Raw genomic sequence first — 24307 nt, 5'->3', positions numbered from 1 at the left:
TCGACCCCGGGCTCCTTCGCGAAGCTGATTTTTTCACCTTCGAAATCGATTTGGAACGTGTTGCCCGCCAGCACAATCGACAGTGCCTTCTTCGCGGATGTACCCGAGACCGGCACTGCCGGAACTGTTTGGAGGGTGGCCCCATGGTAAATACTCAGCGTCAACTTGCCGCCGTCCGGCCCCGAGTAGCGGAAATCTTCCAGATAAATTTCTCTGGACGATTGAGTCGCATCGAAATGCAACGCACCACTGCCATCCACCTGGCGGAACAGATCCAGCGGCAGACTTGCATCACTGTGCAGGCCCAGTCGTGGATAGTCCGCCGACAAGGGTTGCAGGCCTGCTGGGATCACGCCGAGGCGTTGGACAGTTTCACTGTCGTTGATGGTCGTGCGACCAATCGCAGTGCGGCGCGAATACGTCAGACTCAGTTTCGGTTTACCGTCGACCTCGATCTTCGCTGCGGGCAACCAGGGGGCGCGACCCTGCATGCCCCTCGGCAAGCTTCCACTACGCCCGACGACATGGGCGCAGACCTCATACCGCGCCCCGTAGGCAAGCATTGGCAACGGTTGGAAACCGTTCTTCGGCGTCGCTGGATAGTCCGTACCGAAAAACGCCCTGCCCAGGGGATCGAAGCCAGCGCCCGGCAGGCTTTCGTCGAAAGCGCTGCACGCCAGCGGTAGCCCATCATAGTGCAGGAACAAGGACCGGCGGCCATCGTTGATGGTCGTCGGCACCGCCTGCACGGTGATCATCTCGGCAAGCGCCGCAGGTGACGGGCAGGCCGGATGATGGAAATCGGCGAGGTTGGCGTACGCCCACGGGGTGTACGTCGCGCCATCGAAGGTGCGCCGCAGGGCCAGCGCCATACCGGAAAAGGCGGCGGAAAATTCGTCCTGCTCCAAGTCATCGACCACCGGGTCAACGGTGAGCGGAATCGCCAGGGGACCGGGAGCGAGGTCAGGGGAAAAGCGGGTACTGGCCGGAACGAACAGTTCTCGCTGCACGGTCCTCTGCATATGTTCGCTGACCAACGCTAGAGCCGCCAATGCCTCCTTATCTGCCGGAAGTTCCGTGGGCTGCCCCTTGGGGAGGTCTGTGAAAAAATCTTCGGGAGCGGGGATGAACGCCAGACAATCGAGCATTGATTGTGTGGCGTCCGGCTTCGGCCCGGTTCCACGGCCGCCCAGCCGCCAATTCCAGAACTCAAGCCCTTCGGCTGCTTTTTCCAGCGTCTGGGTAGTCGCTTTCGACTGATACAGCACCGTGTCACAGATCAGCTTGCCTACCGATTGACGGGCGGCATCGGCGCCGTTGAGTCCTGTGTTCAGCAGTCCTTCGAAATCCAGCACTGCCTGATCGTAAACCTTCAGGGCCTTTTCCGGGTCACCATCGACGTGCTGCTTGAGACTATCGGAAACTGTCTTGCGAATCTGGTGCAACAGGCGCAGCACTGTCGATTCAAAACCGTTTTCACTGAGAACCGCGTCCTGCAGGGGTGCCAATTCGGCACTGAGCTTCTCAAGCGGGAGTGCCTCCAGTTCTTTCCATTTCTGCACAGCCGGTTGGACGCAGGCCTGCAGTAATCGATACAGCATCGAGTCAGTAGCGGCAAACGATGATGTCCCCTGTCCACCTTGCGGCCGGCAGATGTCCAGCAACACATCGATATAGGCTTTCATGTCAACCGATATCAGGTTTTGCTGAATACCTCCTCGAATGGCCTTGCGCAGCACAGAGCGAGGGGTGTCGGCGGACATGCCGTCCTTTTTCAAGCCCTCAATCAACACATTGAGAAATGGTCCGAGCAAGCCCCCCTCCCGTGGACTGTCCGCCGTGTGCCCAACGTGAGGCATCATCAGCGCCAGCAGTAGGGTGTCCAGGCTGGTGGCCAGCGAGGCCAGGGCACGCCAGGACTCGCGACGCACCTTCTGCACCGGCGAGGGTTCATCCTTCCATTGCACCTCGCTGACCGCGAAGAAGCCGGTGAACAGCGATCCGGCCCGCTGCTCGAGCCTTGCCAGCGCTCGATAGCCAGCCTGTTCAGAATCATCTTTCCCGAAGTTGACGAAACCCGTCTCCGGATCGATCAGCATGTCACCCATCGCCGGGCGGTGAGCGCGGTTCGAAATGCAGTAATCCGCTATCCCCGATGCATAGGAAAATTCCACATCATTCGCCTCGAGCCGACCTTCGGTGTCGCCAGGTGAAAGAGCGTCACCGATAAAAGGCAGGAATGCCACATCCTCACTACCTGCGTAATCGATGTGCAGGACGTACGCGAGCCCCAGGCACTGCGGGACCGGAGCGACCCAACTGGATGCGCCCACCAGCACGGCATGGGCATCGAGACTCGCGGTGTTATCGATGCCATTGATATACGGATTGCGCAGGGCCCAAAAGCCTGGTGCATTGAGGTTGGCTGCGGCTTGGCCGGGGCTCTCGAACCAGCGCCTGAAATCATCAAGAAGAGCCGTGGTCACGCCGGATGGCTGAAGGTCCGCAATCGCCTGGGGAGGCTGGCCATCAACGACGGTATAGGCACGAAACTTCAAGCCTCCGTCCTTCAGCATATCGAAGAACGCTTGGTACGCCTGTCGAGCCTGTTCCTCCGTTTCTCCTTCCTCCGTCTCGGCCTTGAACGCGAGCCGAACTGAAAACCCGCGCTGTTGTTCGTCCTGGAATCCCTGGAGCTCTTCCTCGGTCATGCAGATGATGGTCCGCTTCATCCTTTCAGCCTCCCCTGTCCATCAATCAGTTTTCGGGCCTTCTCAAGGCTCTCGGAACGCACCTGGCTTTCGCTGCTGCTCGTGACCTCCTTGCGCCCCCCGGTCATGCGATAGCGCACCTGCCCCCCGGCACTCACGGTGAAGAATCGCGAAATCCGAATGCTCACCCTGAAGGTCCCGGTCGCATCGATATCGCCGTTGTCCTGGTAACTCAGGCGCAGGGTCACCGAGAGGTAGGCGCTGGCGATCCGCAGGACATCGACCACGCCGACGATGACCACCACCATCGATACGGTCAGCCCGCCGCCGGGCTGGCCGATCAACTTGCGATAGGTCAGCGCGACGTTGAGCGAAATCGAAACCGTTCCCGATACGCCGCAGAAGGAAAACCCCAGCGAGCCCGAGCCGCCAGCCGCCGCGTCCACCACTACTGCCAGCTCGTTCTTGAACGGCCGGTAGTTCAGGTCGACGGTGAGCCAGCCACTGCCGCCGATGATGAATACCGAGAACAGGAACGGCAGGTCGGCGCGGGCCAGGGCGAAGCTGTTGCTGATGAGAAAATCGGGAAACGCCAGCAGGCGGAAAGCGTTGCTGATCTGGATGTTCTGCACCCCGCTGGTGCCGAACATCATGCCCATCGGGGGCAGCGCGAACAGGTGTTCCACTCCGACGGGAATGCCGTTGTCCTTGATGATCTTGAGCCCGCCGATCTCGTCGCCAAAGATCGACTGGAAGGTGTTCTGAATGAACTGGAAGCTTGGATTGAGACGGATCTGGCGCGGGTCGAAATCGACCTTGAGGCCGCTGCTCTTGTCGAAACGCACGGCCACTTGGCTCAGCGTGACCATGGATGTACCGGCCACCACTGCATCGAAGTCGGTCAACAGCGTCGCAGTGCCGCTTTGCTCGACTTCGGCGCTGTCCTTCGAGGCCTCCAGGCGTACAACCGCAGAGATCCTCGTGTTGAGCAGGTCCAGGGACACCGGCCCGACGCTGAACAGAGAGCGACGCTCAGGCAATGGCAGGTCGACATCGACCTGGACCCAGGCTCGCAGGTTCTTCTTGTCGAACTCATGGGTGACGCGGATGGCATCCTTGGCCGCGGCCGGTAGCATGTAGCCGGGCAGGAGTTTGCGCAGGTCGAGCCCTGCCAGGTTCTGCAGGACCTTGCCGATGTCCTGCTTCGACAGGTCGACCGGGATCAGGCGCTCACCGAGTCCGTCGATCTGCATGTCCAGGCCCAGTGCCTTGAGATCATCCCCCAGTCGACCGAACCAGGCATCGATCTGCGGCATGTCCACCCGGTCCTCGACCCAGCCGAAGAAGTACGGTGAGTTCAGGCGCGAGAAATCCAGGTTGGGCAAGTCAGGGGTGGAGCCAAAGGCTGCCATGGCCCGCAGGATGTTGTTGGGGGCAGCCAGCAGGCCGCCCTCACCCAGGCGGCCGACGGCGTCGATCACTCGGTCGCCGTAGCCTTCGACCAGGTTGCGGGTTGCGGCGAGGTCGTTGCACAGGCCGCGGACGTCGTGGCCGAAGGTCTCGACCTGATTCAGCAGTGTCTTGTACTGTTCGTCATCATCCAGCATGTGGTCGAGGACGCGGCTTTCGAACAGTTCTGTCTCTGCCTTTTTCAGACACTCTTTGAGTGGCTGCAATATGTCTGCAGTTTTCTGGACAAGTCGATCCCTCAATCCAGTGATTCCGCTAGCCACGCTTTGGCAAGCGTTCAGAACCTTTTCATTGACGCCCCCGAGCAGCGCCGCCGCATTGTCCAGACTGCTGATCAGTTCGTCGATGCAACTGTCAATCAGATCGATGGCCGCTTTACGACGATGCTCGATCGTTTGCGCGGCATCGAACACCGGAGGTCCCACACGGTCCAGAACCAGAACTACTGCCGGCAAACCCAGTAGGCCCTTGACCAGTTGCTCTACCAGCACTTTGCTGCCTAAAGCGTTCTCCGCCTCCTTCACTTTTCCAAGGGTTGTCTCGATAACCTTTTCGAGCTCCTCATTCAATGGCCTGGTCTGGCCTGTAAGCCATTGCTCGGCGTCATCAAGGGAAATCCTGGCCTGCTCGAACAGATGGTCGGCCCACTTCTCTGCCTGCGGAAATACCGTAAGCAATCTCTCGACCTCGGCCGGAACGGAAATCGACACCGAGGCCAGCGCTGTGTCGAACGCCTGGAGCAAATCATCGCCGACGTCGGAAACCGCCTTCTTCAGATCGTCGCTCAGGGTGTTCGCCCCCGTTTTCAGACGCTCCCGCGTATCCACCAGTTGGCCGGCGATTATCACTGTCTCTTGCGAGAGCAGTGCGCCCTGTACAGCAAGCTCCCCGAACCACTTCCTGGTGTTATCCAGCCCGTCGCCAATCGACTTCAATGTGTTGCGGATCGGTTTGAGCGCCTCGACCCGCTCGGGCGTCGTCTCGATTTTCAGCAGTACGTTTTCGACGTTTACCACGTATGCGGTCACGACGGCTGCGTCAGGCAATACGCTCTTCACGCTTGCCAGGAACCGGGCGAACAGTTGCAGTTGCATGGCCCCCTTGAGAGTCTGTTCGATCACCCGGGTAGCGACCGCCCCGATACGCTGGGCAAAGTCGTCGAGCTCCACGGACAGACGCTGCCGGGCACTGTTGAGTTCTCCCCGAAGCACCTCGCTTGTGCGCGTCAGCGCACAGGCGATCTGTTGCTCCAGGTCTTGCCCTCGGCTGGCTGACCAAGGTTTGGCCTGGTCGATGGTCTTACTCAGGGCATCGAGTTCGGCGCGTGCCCGGTCAAACCCGTCATGCCCGGCAGCTATGGCCTCGTTGACGGTAAGCCGGGTGATTTCGATACCGCGCCGCAGCTTGCCCAGTTCTACCGTGGCCGATTCGAAAAGGGGCAGCAGCAACTTTTTCAGTTCCCTCTGCAGGTACGCGTCAAAGTCGCTACGCAGGGAGAACTCGTCGGGTAACGTGTGGGACAGCATCTGAATCTGTTCCTGCCGCCAGGCATCCAGTTCCTGAACCATGGCCATGCGCCTGGCTGTGATTGCGCTGCCGAGGTTCTGCTGCAAGGCGGCGCAGGGCGAAGGTACCGAACCGTCCAGTTGTACGAATTGCGAGTCAAGAGCCTTGAAGACTTTGTCGCAACCGGTTTTCAGTTTATCGAAGTGCTGCTCAATGCCACTTTGGGCGATGGCATCCTGTGTTGCCGCAGCACCCAACGCAACCAGGCGCGCCTTCAGGGCGTCCCGTTCCGCAGCATCCGTCGGACGTTTCGCCGGCAGATCGCCAACGTTCGCCAGGCAGCTGGACAACTCCCTCAACGGCCCCGTAACCACTCTCCCCTTACTCAGTACCCCTTCGAACAATTCCTGGGTAAGGTCGCCTTGCTTCAGGGCGGTGGGCAGCTTATCCAGCAGTATCCGCGTAGCGTTCTCCGGCAGGTTCAGTGGGCTTTCCTGACGCCCGGCACGCATGAAGGTCAGTGTTTCCAGTCCGACATACACCGGTTTGTCGGCCCGTCCGGCATTGATCGTGGTGCGTTGCGTCGCCGGTGCCAGACGCCAGGTGAATCGGGCAAAGCCTGTCGGCACCTTGATCGTGGCGTCAGCGTTCCGTGGCGGAGGCAGGTCGGCGTAGTCGATGCCCCGACGCACGGCCCAGGCGTTGGTATCGTCGGTCTGCTCCGGGGTGGTATCGGCAAAGAAGTACAGGTTGTCGGGATTGAGGCACTCCTGGGCAGCCAGGGGATTGTCGCCATCGCCTTCGGCGGCGGTGACGAAAGCGATGTCAGGCATCGCATAGACCTGCGGCCGCTGCCTGGCGGCATGGCGGCTCCACAGCGGGACGATCCAGCCACTGGTGCCCACGTCCTCGGCCCAGAAGCTGTCCACCGGAATGATCCGCTTGTTGAAGCGCAATGCCCGCAGGAAGCTGCTGGTGTGCGCGGCGGCAGTGGGCATGTCCGGATACTGCCGCTCTGGCTCGAGGATCTCAATGTATTCGCTGATCTTGCGCAGCACCGGCCGGCGGGTCCGGGTTCCCAACCCGCCTTCCGGGGTGAACTGTGCCGAAGGGTTGACCGTGCGTTCGTACACCACCACATGCTTGGCACGGTGCCAGAACACCGCGATGCGCCCGAGCACCTCGACCTTCTGGCGCTGGACAAAACCGCCGCGGGTCTCGCTGATGATCGACACGCGGTTGTTGTTGAACTTGACCGTCTGGTCGGCATCGCCACCGAGGGGCGACAAGGCGATGGTTTCGATCGAGCCGCCGCTGGCTCGTGGCTGGGCCAGAACCAGCCGCAGCACGTTGGCTGATTCGATCGGCCACAACGCGCCCCCGGACAATCCGTTCGGGTGCAGGCGCGGCGACAGGTCGGGCGTTTCCTGGGTTGGCGAACCCGGCACTGTGTCCGCGTCGACCGGTGCCTCCAGCGCTGCCACGGCGGCCCGGTGCAGCGCCGTCGTGCGCAAGGCGAAGCGCGCGCCAGCGCTGAAGCGCACCGGCGCGAACTGCATTTGCTGCGTAGGATCGTCCGCCCACAGTTCAAGGCGCTGCGGGCGTGTCTGCATCGCCTTGTGCAGCAGGTTCCAGCGGTCTTGATCGCGCTCTTCGTAGAGGGGCACCGGACGCCCGGTCAGTGCCTCGATTTCCGCGACCCGGGTGCGTCGCGCTGTGCCTTGCTCCAGTCTCGGCGTCACGCCGAAGGCGAGGCCATAAAGGAACTCCCCATGCAGCGAGGTCAGCGCGCAACCCAGACCCAGCTCGCCGCGCTGGTTGAACAGATCGCCCGCGGCCCACTCCGGCAGCACGTAGTTACGCTCCACATCCGCCGGCTGGATCCACAGGTGGGCGGCGGGCGTCAGGCGGAATTCGACGGCGCGCCGGTGTGACCGGGTGACCGTCGGGTCCTGGCCTGCATCGAACGGGCGAACGAACTCGTTGGCGGTGAGTTCTGTCCCGACGTCGGTATCCTGCAGTTCGAGCCGGCGCGGCTTGTCCATGCTTTCGCCAATGACCTGCGGGGGCAGCACGTAGTGATAGAGCCCGGTGGACTGCCTGAACCTCCAACCCCGGTCGTCGCTGTCGTAGCTGGCGATGGTCGCGCTGTCCTCGCCTCCGAGCATTTCCAGCGGCATGGAATAAAAACGCTGGATGGTGAAGGGTTGCTCGCCGATCAGCAGGCTCTTCTGCACCCCCGAGTTGCTCTGGATGTCTTCATCCAGATTGGCCTGCAGGCGCCATTGGCGATCGCCGCGAACTTCTTCGGTACACTTGAGCAGGTATTGGCCGCTGCCGGCCGTGGCACCGGGCTCGCGGTACAGCAATGGCTGGGCACGCCCGCTGCGGTCCCCCCGCAGAACGTCCACGGCCAGCGGATCGACCCTCGCCACAGCGAGGATCAAGGCCACCTTGATACCCAGCATTGCGGGAGTGCCGCTGACGCCCGGATCATCGCGCAGACGTATACGGATCGAGGTCGAATCGACGAAAACGGGCTTGTGGTGGACCAGTTCCAGGCCACCCAATACGGCGGTGAGGGGCATTGTGTCGGCGAGGGGTTCGGTTTGTACCAGCTTCAAACAGATACCGCGAAGGTTGTCTCCCTCAACGTCCGTTTCATGAACCAGGTAGCATCCCAACGGCATGGGTTGCCGATGCAATGAAGGCCAACTGACCTGCAATGGTATACGCGTCTGCTTCTCGGCCTTTACGCGGTCATTGAAGACGCTCGTGTCTTCGGGATTCGCTAGCATCGCCGACCAGATCCACGGTTTCTCGTCGAGTTCAAGCCTGCTATTGGACAGGAAACCGCTCCGGCGCCTGGCGTACAGCCCGAAATGCATCAGCCCATTACTTGACGGGGACGCCTCTTCAAGTTTTGGGAGGCTCGACTGAGGCTGGTCCGGCACCAGTTGGTGCAGCGAAAACCGTGCACGGTTCATGGAGGAAATGGAGGCATGGATCAGTTCAAGAAAGCCCGTGCCCTGAGTTCTGGGGGCAAAGTTGCCACTCACCTTCCCCAAATCGTTAGCGTTGTACTCCGCGATACCGCCAATGCTCGCTTGCACGGAAATTTCGTGCTTTTCGCTCCAGACATCAGTGACTGTCCCGGTAAGGACCACGGTGATATGCAACTGTTTGCCAAAGCTGAGCCACGTACCATCCATGCCTTCAGCACGCAGCTCGATAAGTCTGCTCCTTAGCCGGATATCTGCAGCTTTGTCGTTATTTGTAGATGGAAGCTGGGAGTTCAAGGCAAAACGTTGTTCGATGCGATAACCGAGGTGGCCACCGTTCCCTGAACTTCTGATCGCAATGCCGGGCGCGGGCAACAGCGGCCCGATTTCGCCTTCTTCGAAACGAACGTCGAAAGCAGCACTATCGGGGGGTGTACGCACCCCCAAGGCGGGTAGCAAATGCCCCAGGATCGATTTCGCAGAAGGCCAATAATCCGGCTTTCTAATGGCGACCCAGGACTCTATGTTCCTGGTTTTAGGCCAGGTGTCCCACGCGAAGCCGAATCGGCCAATAGCCTTCATCGAAGGTGGTCGCAACGAGCTGAATGAAATGCCGTTCTCTCCAACACTACCGGTCGAGCGGTCCTGGCGACCGAACTCCATGTTTTCCACGAGCAATGGTTGCGCAATCGCTGTGAAACTGGACACGGCCACCCGGGGGCTATACAACGCGGAAAACGCGACAAACGCTCGTTCCGCCTTGAACTGCTCATCATCCTGGGGGGACAGCAGAGGTAGCGCCAGGTCGAACCGCAAAAGAGGATTGCTGTCCTGACCTATCAGTACCCGGCTCTTGTAGTGACTCGTAGAACCGGAAGGAAAATGCTCTCGAACCACAGGAACCCGCAGGTCCAGTTCCTGATGAAATGCCCCTGCCTGGTCTTTGCACACAGCATACTGCTCGAAGACCTGCGCGCCTTCGAACGCCAGCACGACACCCGATTGATCGAAACGCCACGCAAGAGTCTTGTCGGCGGCATGTTTCAACACGGCCTTGGCAGCATCAGAGCTCTTCGGCATAGGTTGAATGTTGGTGAGTGAGTCCGCGAATTCCAGATCCGGCTTCCAGGCGTCCTTGTGTACCCAGCGCGCGCATCCCACCATTGCGGCCTTCTTGGCATCGAGAACGTAATGAATCTCGACCACCCCCTTCACCGCCGGTTCGTCGGGCTTGACCGACCTCAATGGCGGCCATGAGAACGTACCGAAACAACGAAACGCCAGAAATCGGTCAGACATTGTCCACCTCCCTGTGAGCCCGGGAAATCGCCAAAGAACGGCGTGTTCGGGCGCCTCGACTGTTTGCTGGAACAGACGCTGCATTGATAGCGATAGGCTAGTCGTCGTTTTCTTTCGCGCTATGCAAGCAAACAAATTTTTTCTGGCTACATTTCCTGAACGTATCAGCTCCAAAGGAATGTTCCGTGGCCAACAACATCTCTGTAAAACTAACCATCGGCATCCCCAGCGAAGCCGTCTACTACCTTACATATGCCTTTAATGGCGGTACCAAGTGCAGCCCGAATGCGACGTTGGACTTGGATCAGGCGGGCCCGACTTCGTTGAAACTTCCAGAGTTGGCTTGGGGCACCACGCGCGAATACGCCAGTGGTGATGTATCGACTATTCCCGGAAAACCGGACTGGTTTCGCTCTCTGCGCCCGGGTGCACAGCCAACTGGAACAGCCACCCTAGCGCGAACAGCAGACAACCTGAATGTGGTCTGGACTCCACTCGAAGGTGCCAGCCATGCCGTGAAATTCATCGTCGACGGTGGCAATCCGATGATGTCCGTGGCACCCCATATCGATGCCACGATCATTGTCGGTCTGCGCAAGGCCGCTGGTGGCGTGCAGTTCAGTGTCGACGGCGTACATGACGGATTTCCCAACTACACGCTGCAGATCAATGGCAAAACGGTCTACGAGTGGGATGCCGTAAAACAGGGTGAAGACCCATCTGCCCTGGGAGGTACAGGCGATCAAAGTATAAAGATCGCCTGGAATACACTATGACGATCTGATGGTCGAACTCGAGATTGCGCCCGGAAAATTGCTTGAACTTGGCTGGAGATTATTCAACTTGCGGAGATGTATGTAGAAAGCTCTATCCTGCTAGCTCGAATCTGCGGGGTTCCATATTGCATTGATGCGTTGATGCGTTGATCGTCCGTGAGCGGGCTCCATCAAGGGGACAGAAACACTTATTTTTGCAGCCTTCTAGTCGATTACAACACTCGGCGCGACGCAAGGTTACAGTTCCAGCAAGACGATCGGTGCCCTCCTCGCTCAAATCACGCGAAACAATCCATCAATGACCGCGCCTTCGCCAGTCGCGCCTTCAAATCGGAATCGAGTTCCTGGTCGTCATCGCGGTACTCCTGAATCGCCCCTGGTTTCGTAGACACCTCCAAGCCCAGCAAACCAATTACGCGGATGGAAATATTGGGTCGAACACAGCCGATCGGAGTTGCAGCTCTCGACCGAGAGCGGATTAGCTTGTCCTTGATGAGCCCTGCATCTTCCCCCTCCAGATCCGATGAGAAGTTACACTGAAAACCATCTGAATCCATCTTGGTCTCTACCAGAAAATGCCACTCGCGATCGCTCGTAAACTTTATGCAGTAGGGGGAGCAAAATTGGGGGCATATTGGAAATTTTTCTTCCTAAAAATATTGTCCTAGAGTCCTGTCAAAATGTTCTTTGGCGACCCCGACAGCCTCTGAAGCCACTTCAAGAACTGGCCACTCGTTCCCAGGCTTGGCCAGCCAAACCTGCCAGCCACCGCTCGGCACACCACAAGCAACAGGAAATTTCCTAACCCGAAGCTGGAAAACCTGAGCATGGGGCAATACCCTGCCACCACCGCCCAAGGTTACGAGCTGAAACATGTCAGGGAATACACCGTTTGAAAGCCCACGTTGGATGCGGGACCTGGTCCGCTTCCTGCCACTCAAGAGCCAGTTTGTCCTGTCCGGCAACATCCGCGACTTGCAGGCCAGCGAGGTGGCCCCCGGCACGGTCACGGCCCTGAGCTTCAACCAGGCCCTCGGCGACACCCTGCTCGCGGCCGGCTACGCCCATGTACTGACGTGGGACCCGGTGACCGGCATGCGCGCCATCGGCAAGGCGGACAGCGATCCCGCAGCGGGCCAGACCCTGCTCAAGGAGCTGGGCCTGACCCCGGTGGATGGCGCCGCCCCGGCAGGCCCCGATCTCTTGGCCGCCACCGTGCAGCGCCTGGTGAATCGCGCCGGCCCGCCGATTGCCCTGGTCATCGACTTCGCTTCACGCCTGGTGGTGCGCAACGATTCCCTCAGCGCCGCCGAACACCAGCTGTTCACCCAGGCCCTGGTGCACTCCCACCAGGCCCGCAGCCGGCCACTGCCGGAGCTGCGCAAACCCTTCTTCAATACCTTGCTGTGGCTCGTGGAAAAGGAAGGCGACCTGCCCGACTGGCTGCTGGTGGACAACCCGCGGCTGCGCCACATTCCGGTATCCCGGCCCGACCAGCTGACCCGCCGTGCCCTGGCCCCGGCCCTGCTCAAGAGCCTGGCCGGCAGCCAGGAAGCCAGCGAGGACAGCACACGCGAGGCGGTGGATGCCTTCGTGCAGAATACCGAAGGCCTGCTGCTGCTCGATCTGAGCGCCATCGCCCAACTGGCAAGGGTCGAGGGCGTGGCCATGGAACAGATCGCCGATGCCGTGCGCCGCTACAAGATCGGGGTCACCGAAGATCCCTGGCTGCGCATCGACCGCCAGCAGATCCGCCAGGCCAATGAACGAGTGCACCAGCGGGTCAAGGGCCAGGATCATGCGGTGACCCACATGCTCGACATCGTCAAGCGGGCGATGACCGGGGTCGGCGCCAGCCGCAAGGGCAACCGGCCCCGGGGCGTGGCCTTCCTCGCCGGTCCCACGGGCGTGGGCAAGACCGAACTGGCCAAGACCATCACCAGCTTGCTGTTCGGCGATGAAAGCGCCTATATCCGCTTCGACATGTCGGAGTTCAGTGCCGAACACGCCGACCAGCGCCTGATCGGCGCGCCGCCCGGTTATGTCGGCTACGACGTGGGCGGCGAGCTGACCAACGCCATCCGCGAAAAACCCTTCAGCGTGGTGCTGTTCGACGAAATCGAGAAGGCCCACCCGCGCATCCTCGATAAATTCCTGCAGATCCTCGATGACGGCGTGCTCACCTCCGGGCGCGGTGACCGTGTGTACTTCTCCGAGGCGCTGATCGTGTTCACTTCCAACCTGGGCATCTATCGCCAGGGCGACAACGGCGAGCGCGTCGCCAACGTGCTGCCCGGCGAACCCTTCGAACAGATGCAGGAGAAGGTCCACAGCGAGATCGAGCGCTACTTCAAGTTGGTGCTGAACCGCCCGGAGATCCTCAACCGCATTGGCGAGAACATCATCGTCTTCGACTTCATCCGCGAGGATGTGGCGATCCAGATCTTCGAGCAGATGGTCGACACCACCTTCAAGGACCTGCAACAGCAACAGGCGTTGTTCGTCGAACTGAGCCCCCAGGCCCGCCAAGGCCTGCGCACGCTGTGCCTGCATGACCTGTCCAATGGCGGCCGGGGCATTCGCAACCAGCTCGAGGCGCGCCTGCTCAATCCATTGTCCCGGGCCCTGTTCGACCAGGATGCGCAGCCGGGCGAGCGTTTCTCGATCACCGCGCTAGACGCTGGCGGGCTGCTCATGGAACGCCGCTGAAAATGCAGCTGAGCCTGTCGCGGGTGCATTTCCCGGTCACCACCCTGGGCCCCGGGCGGCGCCTGGGCATCTGGTTCCAGGGCTGCAGCATCCGCTGCCCAGGGTGCATTTCCGCCGACACCTGGGGGCCAGGCCAGCGGCGCCTGGACATCGACCAGCTGCTCACGCAACTGGCGCCCTGGCTGCGCGAAGCCGACGGCATCACCCTGTCCGGCGGCGAACCTTTCGATCAGTTCGAGGCCCTGCTGCTTTTACTCCAAGGGCTGCGCCGCCTCAGCCCTGTGGACATCCTGGTCTACAGCGGCTATCCGCTGGAGCGCCTGCAACCCCAGTTACGCAAGGCCGAGGGCCTGATCGACGGCCTGATCAGCGACCCCTACGAAGAACGCCTCGAACAATCCCTGGCGCTGCGCGGCAGCGACAACCAGCGCCTGACCCTGCTCACGCCCCTCGGCCATGCGCGCCTGGCGTCCTATGAGCGTCCCCTGGAAGCCGCCGACAAGGCCCTGGACCTGATGTTCGACGTCAACGGCAGTGTCTGGATGGCCGGCATCCCCCGACGTGACGACCTGCTGCATCTGCGCGACCTGCTGCAGGAGCAAGGCCACCAAATACAGACCAGTGCGCACCGCCACTGAATGGAATTCTCCCGATGATTCGCTTCTGCCCCAACTGCCAGACCGAACGCCCGCTCCAGGAGCTGTTCTGCGAAGGCACCGTCGACCAGCACCCCTGCAACTGGGACCTGGCCGGCGAACCGCTGCGCGCCGACGGCTGGCGGCCCCAGGTCATCGTCACCCAAGACGCCATGCCCCAAGACCCGATGCCCCAGCACGGCCCAGGCCAGGACAGCCCGCCGCCAGAGGCCCCGGCCCAGCCCGAGACCATCGCGCCGGGCCTGGTTTGCAGCAACGGCCATGCCATGGAGCCAGGCGACTTGATGTGCCTGGAGTGCGACGCGTCTCCGGCCCAAGACCAGGACCAGGTTCCTGGCAACGCGACGCCTGGGCCGGCACTCCCTGATGCCGGAGGCGACCCGGCCAGCGCCAGCCAGACCCTGATCGACGGCTGGGCGCTGATCCGCCAGATCAGCAGCACCGACGGTGTGCGCGAACGCTACCTGGCCAGCCACCAGGCAACGCCACTCCAGGCGGTGTTGACGCTCTACCGCCCCGGCGCCGAACCCGACCCGGCGATCTACGACGTGATCCGCCGCCTGCCCCGTGCGCATGTGCCCGAGATCATCGCCACCGGACGCTGGGACGGCCGGGCCTACGAGGTCATCGAAGAGCTCAGCGGCGGCACCCTGGCGGACCTGGGCAGCATCATTCGCGACACCGACAGCGTGCGCCATGTGGTCCGGGAACTGGGCCAGGCGCTGCATGCCTTCAACGAAGCCGGGCTGCGCCATCGCGACCTGCGCCCGGCCAGCCTGCTGGTGCGCACCCGCGAGCCGCTGGACCTGGTGATCAGCGGCTTCGGCTCGGCGCGCCTGTCGGAGTTCGACCTGGATATCGTGTCGCCCCTGGAAACCAGCCGCTACATGGCCCCGGAAGCCATCGCCGGCGGGGTAGCCGCGGCCTCGGACTGGTGGAGCCTGGGGATGATCCTGCTCGAACAGTTGACCCAGGGCGCCTGTTTCGAAGGCATCCATGCCAATGCCTTCCTTATTCATGTACTGGCCAACGGGGTGCCGATCCCCGATGACCTGGACCCGGGGCTCAACCTGTTGCTGCGCGGACTGCTGGCCCGGGACCGGCACCAGCGCTGGCAGTGGCCCGAGGTCGAGGCCTGGCTCGGTGGCCATCCGGTCGCGGCGCCGGCCTCGTCGTTCCAGGAGCGCGACGACGGCGAAGGCGCCACCTTGCAGCTGGGCCAGCGCCACTACCACAAACCCCGGGTGTTCGCCCTGGCCGCGGCCCAGGCCGAACACTGGGCCCAGGCCCTGGACCACCTGCTGCGCGGGGTGATCGTGACCTGGGCCGAACAGCTCGGCCTGCCCTCCTCGCTGCTCGCCGGCCTGCGCCAGGTGGTGCAGCACGACGGCCTGGAAGACGACTTCCGCCTGATGCTGGCGCTCAAGCTGCTCAATCCGCAAGTGCCGCTGATCCATCGCGGCGACATCGTCACCCCGGGCTGGTTGCTCGAACACCCGTTGGAAGGCTACCGGCTGATCAGCGGTTCGGTTCCCGATCTGCTGGAGCAATTGCAGACCGACAACTGGCTGTCGCGCCTCAAGCTGCGCGCCGAGCAGGTGCGCCAGCGCGCCCTGCACCAACAGGTCGAACTGGTGGAGGAAACCCTGCGCATCTACCTGCTGTCGACCTCTCGCGCCAGGCTCGCCACCCAGTGGCAGGAGCGCCAGCGCCTGCTGCCGGATACCGAGCATCCTGGCCTGGCCTACCTGTCGGAACGGCGAGTGATCGCCGAAGAAGACCTGATCGTGCTGCTCAGCGCTGCCATCGAGCAATTCCGCTCGGTCGACTCGATCATCCAGGAAGCCACCGAGCTGGCCCAGCGCACCGAGGTCGGCTGGTTCGACAGCGAGCAAGCAAGCGCACTGCTTGAGCACCCGCGCCCGGACCTGTACCGCAGCGTCGACGAGCGCATCCGTGGTTTCGCCCGCAGCGGCGTGCCGGCGGTGGATGAGTGGGCCGAGCAGTTCCGCCTGGAACGGCGCATGCCCCTGGCCAAGGTGCTGGTGCTGCTGGCCATTCCCGAGAGCCAGTGGCTGGAGCCGCAAAAGCAGCACTACGTATCGCAGATCCTCGACTTCTTCGAGAAAAAGGTGGTCACCGCGGTGATGCGCGGCCCTTTGGTGCGCATGAACATCGGCAAGACCACCGCCCGCGTCGACCTGGCCGAACTGCACAGCGAGCGCCGTCCCGCCGCCGCCCTGCTCGACCACCTGCTGCAACGCAACGAGCGCGCGGTGAACCTCGACCCGGAATGCTTCCAGGCCGATCCGCGGATCGAGGCCCGACTGCATGCGCTGTACCGCCAGAGCGCGTTGTACAAGCGCGACACCGGCATCGACGGGCTCTACCTGGGCTTCCCCTTCTTGCTCAGCCGCGATCCGCGCGGCAACGCCCGCCCGCGGATCATCCCGTTGCTGCTGTGGCCGGTGAAACTGCTGCTGGAGCTGGGCCAGCGCGGCAACGCGCGGCTGGCCTTCGACGGCGAACGCGAAGAGGTGCGCCTGAACCCCGCGCTGGACAGCGTGCTCGGCGTCGAGACCTGCAAACTCTGGCGCAAGACCGCCGATGAACTGCTCGGCCGTTCGTCCATCCGCACCAACGACGTGATGGATGCCTTCGGCATGCTCGCCGGCGTACGCTCGCGCACCTTCGCCAGCCTGCCGGCCAGCACGGTGGAGGTCGCGCCCTACCAGGACGAACTGGCCTGCGCGGCGGTGCTGTTCCACGTCACCTTCATGGGCCAGGCCATTGGCGAGGACCTGCGCCAGCTCAAGTCGCTGTCACCCAACGGCACGGGCCTCGAGACCGCCTTGCGCCTCAGGAATGGCGAGGACGAACAGCCACCGGCCGATCCCGGGGAGCTGCAGCGCTATTTCACCGTGGCCAGCGACCCGTCCCAGGAAGCGGCAGTGCTCCAGGCCCGGCAAGGCCCCGGCCTGCTGGTGGAGGGGCCGCCCGGCACGGGCAAGAGCCAGACCATCGTCAACATGGTGGCCGACGCCATCGGCCGCCAGCGCAGCCTGCTCATCGTCTGCCAGAAACATGCGGCGCTGGAGGTGGTGCATAAACGCCTGGTGGCCGAAGGGCTTGGCCAGCGCATCGTCATGCTCAACGACGTCAACCGCGACCGCGAGCCGATCATCCGCAGTATTCGCGAGCAGTTGGAGGCCCTGTTCGCCGCTGACGGCGACAGCCAGGGCTGGTTGCGCCAGCGTGAACAGACGGCGGCGCGGATCGAGGCCCTCGAGGGCGAACTCGATCGCTACCACCAGAGCCTGCATCACCCGGACCCGGCCAGCGGCCTGAGCTATCGCCGCCTGCTGGGCGAGCTGATCGAACTGGAAGATGGCCCCGCGCCCCTGGAATTCCCGGCCCTGCGCCAGCACCTGGCGCCCCTGGACCCCGCCAGCCTGACCCGCCTGGAGGAGCGCTGTGCACCACTGGTTCGCCTGTGGTTGCCGGCACGCTACGAAGGCAGCCCCCTGGCGCAGCTGCAAGCCTTTGCCGCCGATCGCCCGACCCTGCAAGCCTTCGACGACAACCTGCGGGACTTCGCCCAGGCCGAGGCCGATCGCCAGGCCACGCTGCAAGCGCATCCGGCCAGTTTCGAGATCGACGACCCCGCGCCCTACCGCGCATGGATGGCGGCGCACGTCGCCACCTTGCTCGACCTGGACCCGCAGCAGCGGCTGCGCCTGGCCCGCTGGCTACCGCTGTTCCGCCTGCGCGAGCATGAGTCGGTGGCCCGTGGCGAGGCGATCCTCGACGAGCTGCGACAACTGCAGCAGCAACTGCGCCAGTTGCCGGAAGATCGCTACCAGGCGGCGCTGTCGCCCGCCTTGGGGCTGATCGACCACAAGCGCCTCGGCAGCCTGGGCCAGGATTGCGCCAAGGTCATGGCCGCCCGTTCCTGGTGGTCGCGGATCAACCCCGTGCACCTGCTGCGCCGTGGCCGGCTGCGCGAGTTCCTGCAGCAACGGGGTGAAAACCGGGTCGAGGAAGTCCTGCCCGCACTGCACGCGGCCATCGACCTAGAGCGCCAATGGCGCCCGCTGCGCGCCGAACTCACGGCCCTGCGACGGGAGCTGGGACTGGACGCCCCCGCCCCCGAAGCCGGCCTGGAGCTGAGCGCGACGGTCACCCTCGACATCCGCCAGCTGCTGGAGATCCAGGTCCTGGCCCAGGCCCTAGCCCAATCGCCCCGCGCCCGCCAGGCCGACGCTGCGGTGCTCAGCGGCGACAAGCGCGAGTTCGAAGCGTTGCTCGGCGACCTGGACGCCTCGCTGATTCGCCAGGGCGTACGCCAGACCAGCCTCGACCAGCTCAAGCTGCTCGGCCACTGGCTGGGCGCCGAACTGCTGGGGCAACTGCAACAGGCTATCGAGCACAACCAGAGCAACGAGTTGCCCCTGGCCCGCCTGCAACAAGCCCTGCCCTGCCTCGGCGCCTACCAGGCGTTCCGTGGCCGAGCCAGCCTGCTGGGCCCGCAGGAGCTGGAGCTGCTGGCCCTGCTGCGCCAACGCCAGGCGCCATTGGACGCCCTGGCGCCCGAGCAACTGGAAGCCGCCGTGCGCCGCCTGCTGAACCGCGAGGCGCGGTTGGGCTGGAAGCACCGCATCGAGCAAGCCCACCCCGAGTTGCTGTACGGCCAGGACGAAACCCAGGCCAAGGTCGCCAGCCTGGCCCAGGCCGATACCCGCATGCGCGAGCTCAACCGCGAGCTGCTGGCCAAGGGCATCGATCCCTCGCGCCTGGGCAATCGCAAGCAATGGGAAGACGTGACCCGGCTCACCGGCAAGCGCTCGCGGCGCCTGCGCGAATTCATCGAGCTGGGCGCGCCGCTGGGGCTGATGAACCTGCGCCCGGTGTGGCTGATGAACCCGGACGTGGCCAGCCGCGTGCTGCCGCTCAAGGCCGGCCTGTTCGATACCGTAATCTACGACGAAGCCTCGCAGATGCCGGTGGAGTTCGCCCTGCCGACCCTGTTTCGCGGGCAGGTCACGGTGGTCAGCGGCGACGAGAAGCAGATGCCGCCGACGGCGTTCTTCTCCAGCCGGGTGGAAAGCGACGAAGCCGAACTGTTCGACGGCGACGAGCCCGACGCAGAAGCCGACCAGGAGCAACGCGAGGCCTTCGAAGACACCTGGAACCGCCGGGAGATCAAGGACTGCCCCGACCTGCTGCAACTGGCGCGCAATGCCCTGCCCAGCACCACGTTGCAGATCCACTATCGCTCCGCCTACCGCGAGCTGATCGGCTTCTCCAATGCCTCGTTCTACGGCAACCGCCTGAATGTGCCCGTGCGCCATCCACAAGCCAGCATCGAACGGGTCAAGCCGCTGGAGCTGATCCAGGTCGAAGGCCTGTACCAGAACCAGAGCAACGCCCAGGAAGCCGAGCGTGTCGTGCAGTACCTGGCCGAGCTGTGGCGCCAACCCTACGAGCAGCGCCCCTCGGTCGGCGTGGTGACCTTCAACCGCAAGCAGGCCGAGCTGATCGAGGAACACCTGGAGGTCCACGCCGCCCAGGACGAGGTGTTCCGCAGCGCCTACGCCCAGGAGCGCGAACGCAGCGAGGACGGCGAGGACATGTCGGTGTTCGTCAAGAACGTGGAGAACGTCCAGGGTGACGAGCGCGACGTGATCGTCTTCTCCTCGACCTTCGGCCGCAACAGCCAGGGCACCTTCCGCCGCAGCTTCGGCGTGCTTGGCCAGACCGGCGGCGAACGGCGCCTGAACGTGGCGGTCACCCGCGCACGGCACAAGGTGGTGATGATCACCTCGATGCCCATCGGCGACATCTCCGACATGCTCAATACCCACCGCGCGCCGGCCAGCCCCAGGGACTACCTGCAAGGCTACCTGGAGTACGCACGGGCGCTGTGCGCCGGGGAGTTCGCCTACACCGGCAAGCTGCTCGACCGGCTGCAGACCGACCGCGGCAACCTACAACGCGACCAGGGCCAGGAGCGCGACGGCTTCGCCAGGATCGTCGGCCAATACCTCCAGGCCCAGGGTTGGCAGGCCGCGCCGGCCAGCGAGGGCGACGCCTTCGGCCTGGACTTCGCCATCGAAAACCCCGGTACCGGCACCTACGCCATCGGCATCGAATGCGACGCCCCTAGCCACACCTTGCTGGAACGCGCCCGCGCCCGCGAGATCTGGCGCCCGTCGGTCCTGCGCCGGGCGATCCCGCATATCCACCGGGTGTCGTCCCAGGCCTGGTACCACGACGGCGACAACGAACGCGCCCGTCTGCGCGAGGCCATCGAACGGGCACTGCCGTCCGCCCGGCCAGGTCCGGTCACGGCCTCTTCCAGCGATACGGAGATCTGCCCATGAGTGGTCCCAAGGTTGTGCGGATCGTCACCCGCGAAGAAATCATCGCCCTGTGCGAGGGGCACCTGCAGCGCCTGGAACAGGCCATGGCCCGCTGGGAAGCCCAGGCCGCCAGGCTCGGCGAATTGAACGAGGAACAACGCAACGCCACCCGCGCCCGCGCTGAGCGCCTGCGCGCCCTGCTCGACCAGGAACAGTTCGCCCAATTGCAGAAAGCCGTGCCGATCGAGATCGAGTACCTGCGCCGCGACCAGACAGAACGCGAGGAACGCGCGGTGCTGCGTGCGACCGAGCAACGCCAGCGCCAGCGCCGCCAGCAAGAAAATGCCGCGACCCTGCTCGGCGCCCTGCGCGCCGCACAGGCAGGGGTTGCGCCCGAGCTGTTGCAAGACGTGGCGCGCCTGGCCGAAGGCACCGACCTCGCCCATGCGCAGCAGGTCCTGGCCCAGGGCTTCAGCCAGCTGGCCAGGGTCGACGAGACGGACAGCTTGAGCGAGCGTCAACGCGAACTGGCCCGGCAACTGCGCGAAGAGACACCCCAAGCCAGCCTCGAACAGTGGATCGCCGCGCAACAGCCAGCCGAGCGTGATCCGCGCCTGCAACGCATCGACCGGCATATCGCCGAACTGCAACTGCTCCAGGGCGCGCCAGCCGCGACCCCGTTCCTGCAACGGCTGGCCCGGGCCGAAGCCCAGGAGCAGGCGCAACAGCGCAACCTGTTGCTCGACAGCCTGGTGATCGAGCTGGCCGAGGCCACGCGTGACTTCCAGCAGCGCCGCGAGCTGCTTGGCCAGGTGCAGGACCTGGCCAGCGAACTCCATACCCATGCCACGGCCGATCACGCGGCCCTGCTGCGCCAGGTCGCCGAGTGCCACGAGCACAGCGACCTGGCGCTGCTGCAAGCGCTGAAGTCCGAATGCGAGGCCGCGCTCAGCGCTGTGCTACAGGCCCAGGCTGCGCTGGCCCGGCGTCAGGCCATGCTCGAGGGGCTGGCCCGGCTCGGCTACGAGGTTCGCGAAGGCATGGCCACCGCCTGGGCCGAGTCCGGCAAGGTGGTGCTGCGCAAGAGCGCCACCCCAGGTTACGGCGTCGAAGTCGGTGGCAAGGCCGACAACGGCCGCCTGCAGGTGCGCGCGGTGGCCCTCGACCCACAGCGGGACAAGGGGCGCGATCGGGATATCGAGACGATCTGGTGCAACGAATTCCAGCGCCTGCAAGCGCTGCTCAAGGACGGCGGCGGCGAACTGCTGATCGAACGCGCCTTGGGGGTGGGCGAGGTGCCGCTCAAGGAAGCCACGGTCATGGGCGAGGAACCAGAGGCGGCGAACGTCCAGCAGCGGACGCTTTGAGCTCGCCGGACGCTCGCCCCTCTCTCGGTTCAAGCCGGCCCTGGCTCCAACCCGCGATGGGCCTGGCGCCACTGGATCGGGCTGACGCCGTACCAGCGGCGAAAAGCCCGGGAAAACGCGCTGATTTCCGAATACCCCAGGGCCAGGGCCAGCTCGGAGATCGGCAGGGTCGATTGCTGCAGGTAGTACAGCGCCAGTTCCTGGCGCACGGTGTCCACCAGGCTCGAGAAGGTCAGGCCGCTTTCCCCCAGGCGGCGCTGGATGGTCCAGCTGGGCATGCGCAGGTTATGGGCCACTTGCTCCAGGCACGGGTAGCCCTCGCCGAGCAGGTCGCGCACCTGGGCCCGCACCTCGGCGACCATGTCCGGTCGGCCCGGGTCGGCGCCGGCCACCGCGAGCTTGTGCAGGCTCTCCAGGAGGATCGCCAGCAGCTTCGGGTCGTGCCCGGGCATCGGTCGCTGCAGCACGCTGCGGCGAAACACCAGGGCATTGCAGGGTTGGCCGAACAGCACCGGGGCATCGAACACCTTGCAGTGCTCATGCCAGGCCTCGGGCTGCGGATGTTCGAAATGCACCCGCTCCGGCGCCCAGTTCTGGCCCAGGGCATGGCGTATCAGGTTGGCGAACATGCCCAGGGACAGCTCGGCATCCTGGCGCTTGCGCAAGATGGCGCCGTATTGCACCTGGTAGTCGAGGCGACACAGCTCGCCGTCCTCCACCAATCGCAGCAGGCTGCCCTGCTGGTGCGCCGGAAAGGCCCGGGCGACGTTGCGCAGGCCCTCGCCGAGGGTCGCCGAGCACATCCCCACATAACCCAGCAGGCCCAGGGAGTCCGGGCGGAACTGCTGGCCATAGCGCAGGCCGAAATTATGGTTGCCGGTCTGCCGGGCCGCCTCCTCGAACACCGAGCAATACTGGTTCAGGTCCAGGCTCAGGGTCGGGTGCAGCAATTGCTCGGGATCGATGCCGGCCATGCCCAGGATGCGTTCGGGATTACCGCCGTGCATCTGGATGAAATCGCTCAGGCCGGTGGCGGCCGAGGCGAGGACGCCGACCTGGCTTTCATGGGGACGGCTCGTGGACGTGGTGATCAGGGGCACCGGGAACCTCCTTGCACAGTCACCATGGACGGGGAGCTGGACTACGCAAGTTCCATTCCAGATCCCCGCCAGGCCCCGCGGCGCCGGGCTCCGCGGTCTCAAGCCCGGCACTGTCGGCGCCAGGCGTTGCTCGGAGCCGGGCGCCAGTGCACCGGTGCGGGGCGTAGCGGTTTGTAACATCGATTCAATGCCCCCCGTGCGCCAGGACACCCCGCCAGCCGTCATCCAGGTAGCGCCGGCACAACCCCAGGGTCTGCTGCACCCACTCGCGCCCCAGGCACTCGGCTTGCGCCGTCCCCCGGTGGGTTCCGGTCCAGGCCAGCAGTTGCAGGCGCCGCTGCATGATCAGGGTCGGCAGCATGGCCAGGTCCTCGGGCGCAAGCGCCAGCTGGCTGCAGTAGCCCTGCAGCCAGTTGTCGATCCATTGCGCCAGCTCAGGACGATGCTCGAAGAAACTCAAGGCCGCGGCCAGGTCGTGCAGGTACCAGCCCAACCCGCAATCGTCGAAGTCGATGATGCGCGTGTGCTCGCCCTGCACCAGCAGGTTGGCCAGGCGCAGGTCGGCATGGATCAGGCCGAAACGCTCGGGCCCCTGGCCATAGTCGGCCAGGCGCTGGCCGAGGACGCCCACCACCTCGCCGATCAGCGCCCGAGCCCCCTCGTCCAGGTAGGGGGCCTGCTGCCAGGGGCCCCAATGCCCTTCGGGACCGAGCATGCTCGCGTGGTTCCAGGTCATGCGCGTGAAGTCCCGGGGCTTGCGCCAGCGCCGGGCCTGTTGGTGCAGGCGCGCATTGATCGCCCCCAGGCGGCGGAACGAAGCATCGAGGCCGTGGGACGGAGGCTCGCGGCCCTCGATCCAGTCGAACAGCACCACATACCGGCTGCCCAGCCCGGCCAGCTCGACTTGCTGGATCAACTGGCCATCCAGGCCGGCGATGGCGTCGGGCACTTGCAACCCCTCCTCGCGCAGCGCCGCCAGCCAGGCCAGTTCGCTGGCGATCTCCTGGTACGAGTGATAGGCCGGGCGATGCACCCGCATCACCGAACGCCGACGGCTGTTGTGCAACAGGTAGGTGGCGTTCTCCGAATGGCTGAGCAGGCGCAGCTCGCCGTGCAGCGCCGGGGCATAGCGCAGGACGGCCCGGCTGGCCAGGGGGGCAACGGCATCCAGGTCGTTGGCGGGGTTCGAGGCAGTCATCATCAGCGCGCTCCAGGGTAGATAGGCCACCACAGGATGCGAGGCGGCCGACGCGCATCGCTTGACCGCCCGGGGCGAAATCTTGACTCCAGGACACAAGGCGCGCGGCCGTCGCCACAGATTTGATATTTCAGGGTAAAAGTTGTGCCGC

General features: G+C 64.0%; 9 protein-coding genes and 1 pseudogene. 5 read left to right on the top strand and 5 right to left on the bottom strand.

From position 1 onward, the window contains the following. The coding region (locus ACK6AU_RS09545) for a hypothetical protein (protein ID WP_409299013.1) at nt 1–2732 on the bottom strand (2732 nt) is incomplete at its 3' end. After that, on the bottom strand, nt 2729–9988 hold the full coding sequence (locus ACK6AU_RS09540; RefSeq protein ID WP_409299011.1) for a hypothetical protein: 7260 nt from the start codon (nt 9986–9988) through the stop codon (nt 2729–2731). The genes ACK6AU_RS09540 and ACK6AU_RS09545, both read right to left, overlap by 4 nt. Nucleotides 9989–10173: 185 nt before the next feature. Between ACK6AU_RS09540 and ACK6AU_RS09535 the strand changes: the two genes are divergently transcribed. Further along, nucleotides 10174–10764, top strand: coding sequence for a DUF3238 domain-containing protein (locus ACK6AU_RS09535; RefSeq protein ID WP_409299009.1), 591 nt, complete (start codon nt 10174–10176; stop codon nt 10762–10764). Between the two features lie 278 nt (nt 10765–11042). Here ACK6AU_RS09535 and ACK6AU_RS09530 read toward each other — a convergent pair whose 3' ends face one another. Beyond that, nucleotides 11043–11321 carry a hypothetical protein gene (locus ACK6AU_RS09530; protein WP_409299007.1) on the bottom strand — a complete coding sequence of 93 codons (279 nt, stop codon included), beginning with the start codon at nt 11319–11321 and terminating at the stop codon, nt 11043–11045. A 278-nt stretch (nt 11322–11599) separates the two neighbouring features. Between ACK6AU_RS09530 and ACK6AU_RS09525 the strand changes: the two are divergent. The 4 genes and pseudogenes from ACK6AU_RS09525 (at nt 11600) to ACK6AU_RS09510 (ending at nt 21858) form a co-directional block, all read left to right on the top strand. Beyond that, nucleotides 11600–13473 (top strand): annotated as a pseudogene (locus ACK6AU_RS09525) (AAA family ATPase). Nucleotides 13474–13475: 2 nt separating this feature from the next. Then, nucleotides 13476–14111 (top strand): 4Fe-4S single cluster domain-containing protein, encoded by a 636-nt coding sequence (locus tag ACK6AU_RS09520; protein ID WP_185698795.1) that lies wholly within the window; start codon nt 13476–13478, stop codon nt 14109–14111. A 14-nt stretch (nt 14112–14125) separates the two neighbouring features. Further along, nucleotides 14126–20512, top strand: coding sequence for an AAA domain-containing protein (locus tag ACK6AU_RS09515; protein ID WP_409299005.1), 6387 nt, complete (start codon nt 14126–14128; stop codon nt 20510–20512). Continuing rightward, entirely contained in the window at nt 20509–21858 is a 1350-nt protein-coding gene (locus ACK6AU_RS09510; protein WP_409299003.1) for a hypothetical protein, read from the top strand. The genes ACK6AU_RS09515 and ACK6AU_RS09510 overlap by 4 nt, the downstream gene beginning before the upstream one ends. Nucleotides 21859–21887: 29 nt before the next feature. Here the strand turns inward: ACK6AU_RS09510 and ACK6AU_RS09505 are convergent, their stop codons facing one another. After that, complete coding sequence (locus ACK6AU_RS09505; protein ID WP_312026253.1) at nt 21888–22958, bottom strand: AraC family transcriptional regulator; 1071 nt, start codon at nt 22956–22958, stop codon at nt 21888–21890. 184 nt (nt 22959–23142) lie between these two features. Continuing rightward, nucleotides 23143–24159 (bottom strand): phosphotransferase enzyme family protein, encoded by a 1017-nt coding sequence (locus tag ACK6AU_RS09500; protein ID WP_221775206.1) that lies wholly within the window; start codon nt 24157–24159, stop codon nt 23143–23145. Between the last annotated feature and the right edge of the window lie 148 nt (nt 24160–24307).

This window comes from Pseudomonas sp. KCJK8993, assembly GCF_046230915.1.
GTDB lineage: Bacteria > Pseudomonadota > Gammaproteobacteria > Pseudomonadales > Pseudomonadaceae > Aquipseudomonas > Aquipseudomonas piscis.
Note: the sequence above shows the minus strand (reverse complement) of the source record. Positions and strands in the feature narration are given on the sequence as shown.

What these genes read in the sequence shown, in the direction of transcription:
- ACK6AU_RS09540 (WP_409299011.1), bottom strand. Translation starts at nt 9,988, where the DNA reads ATGTCTGACCGATTTCTGGCGTTTCGTTGTTTCGGTACGTTCTCATGG.
- ACK6AU_RS09530 (WP_409299007.1), bottom strand. Translation starts at nt 11,321, where the DNA reads ATGGATTCAGATGGTTTTCAGTGTAACTTCTCATCGGATCTGGAGGGG.
- ACK6AU_RS09520 (WP_185698795.1), top strand. Translation starts at nt 13,476, where the DNA reads ATGCAGCTGAGCCTGTCGCGGGTGCATTTCCCGGTCACCACCCTGGGC.
- ACK6AU_RS09515 (WP_409299005.1), top strand. Translation starts at nt 14,126, where the DNA reads ATGATTCGCTTCTGCCCCAACTGCCAGACCGAACGCCCGCTCCAGGAG.
- ACK6AU_RS09510 (WP_409299003.1), top strand. Translation starts at nt 20,509, where the DNA reads ATGAGTGGTCCCAAGGTTGTGCGGATCGTCACCCGCGAAGAAATCATC.
- ACK6AU_RS09500 (WP_221775206.1), bottom strand. Translation starts at nt 24,159, where the DNA reads ATGATGACTGCCTCGAACCCCGCCAACGACCTGGATGCCGTTGCCCCC.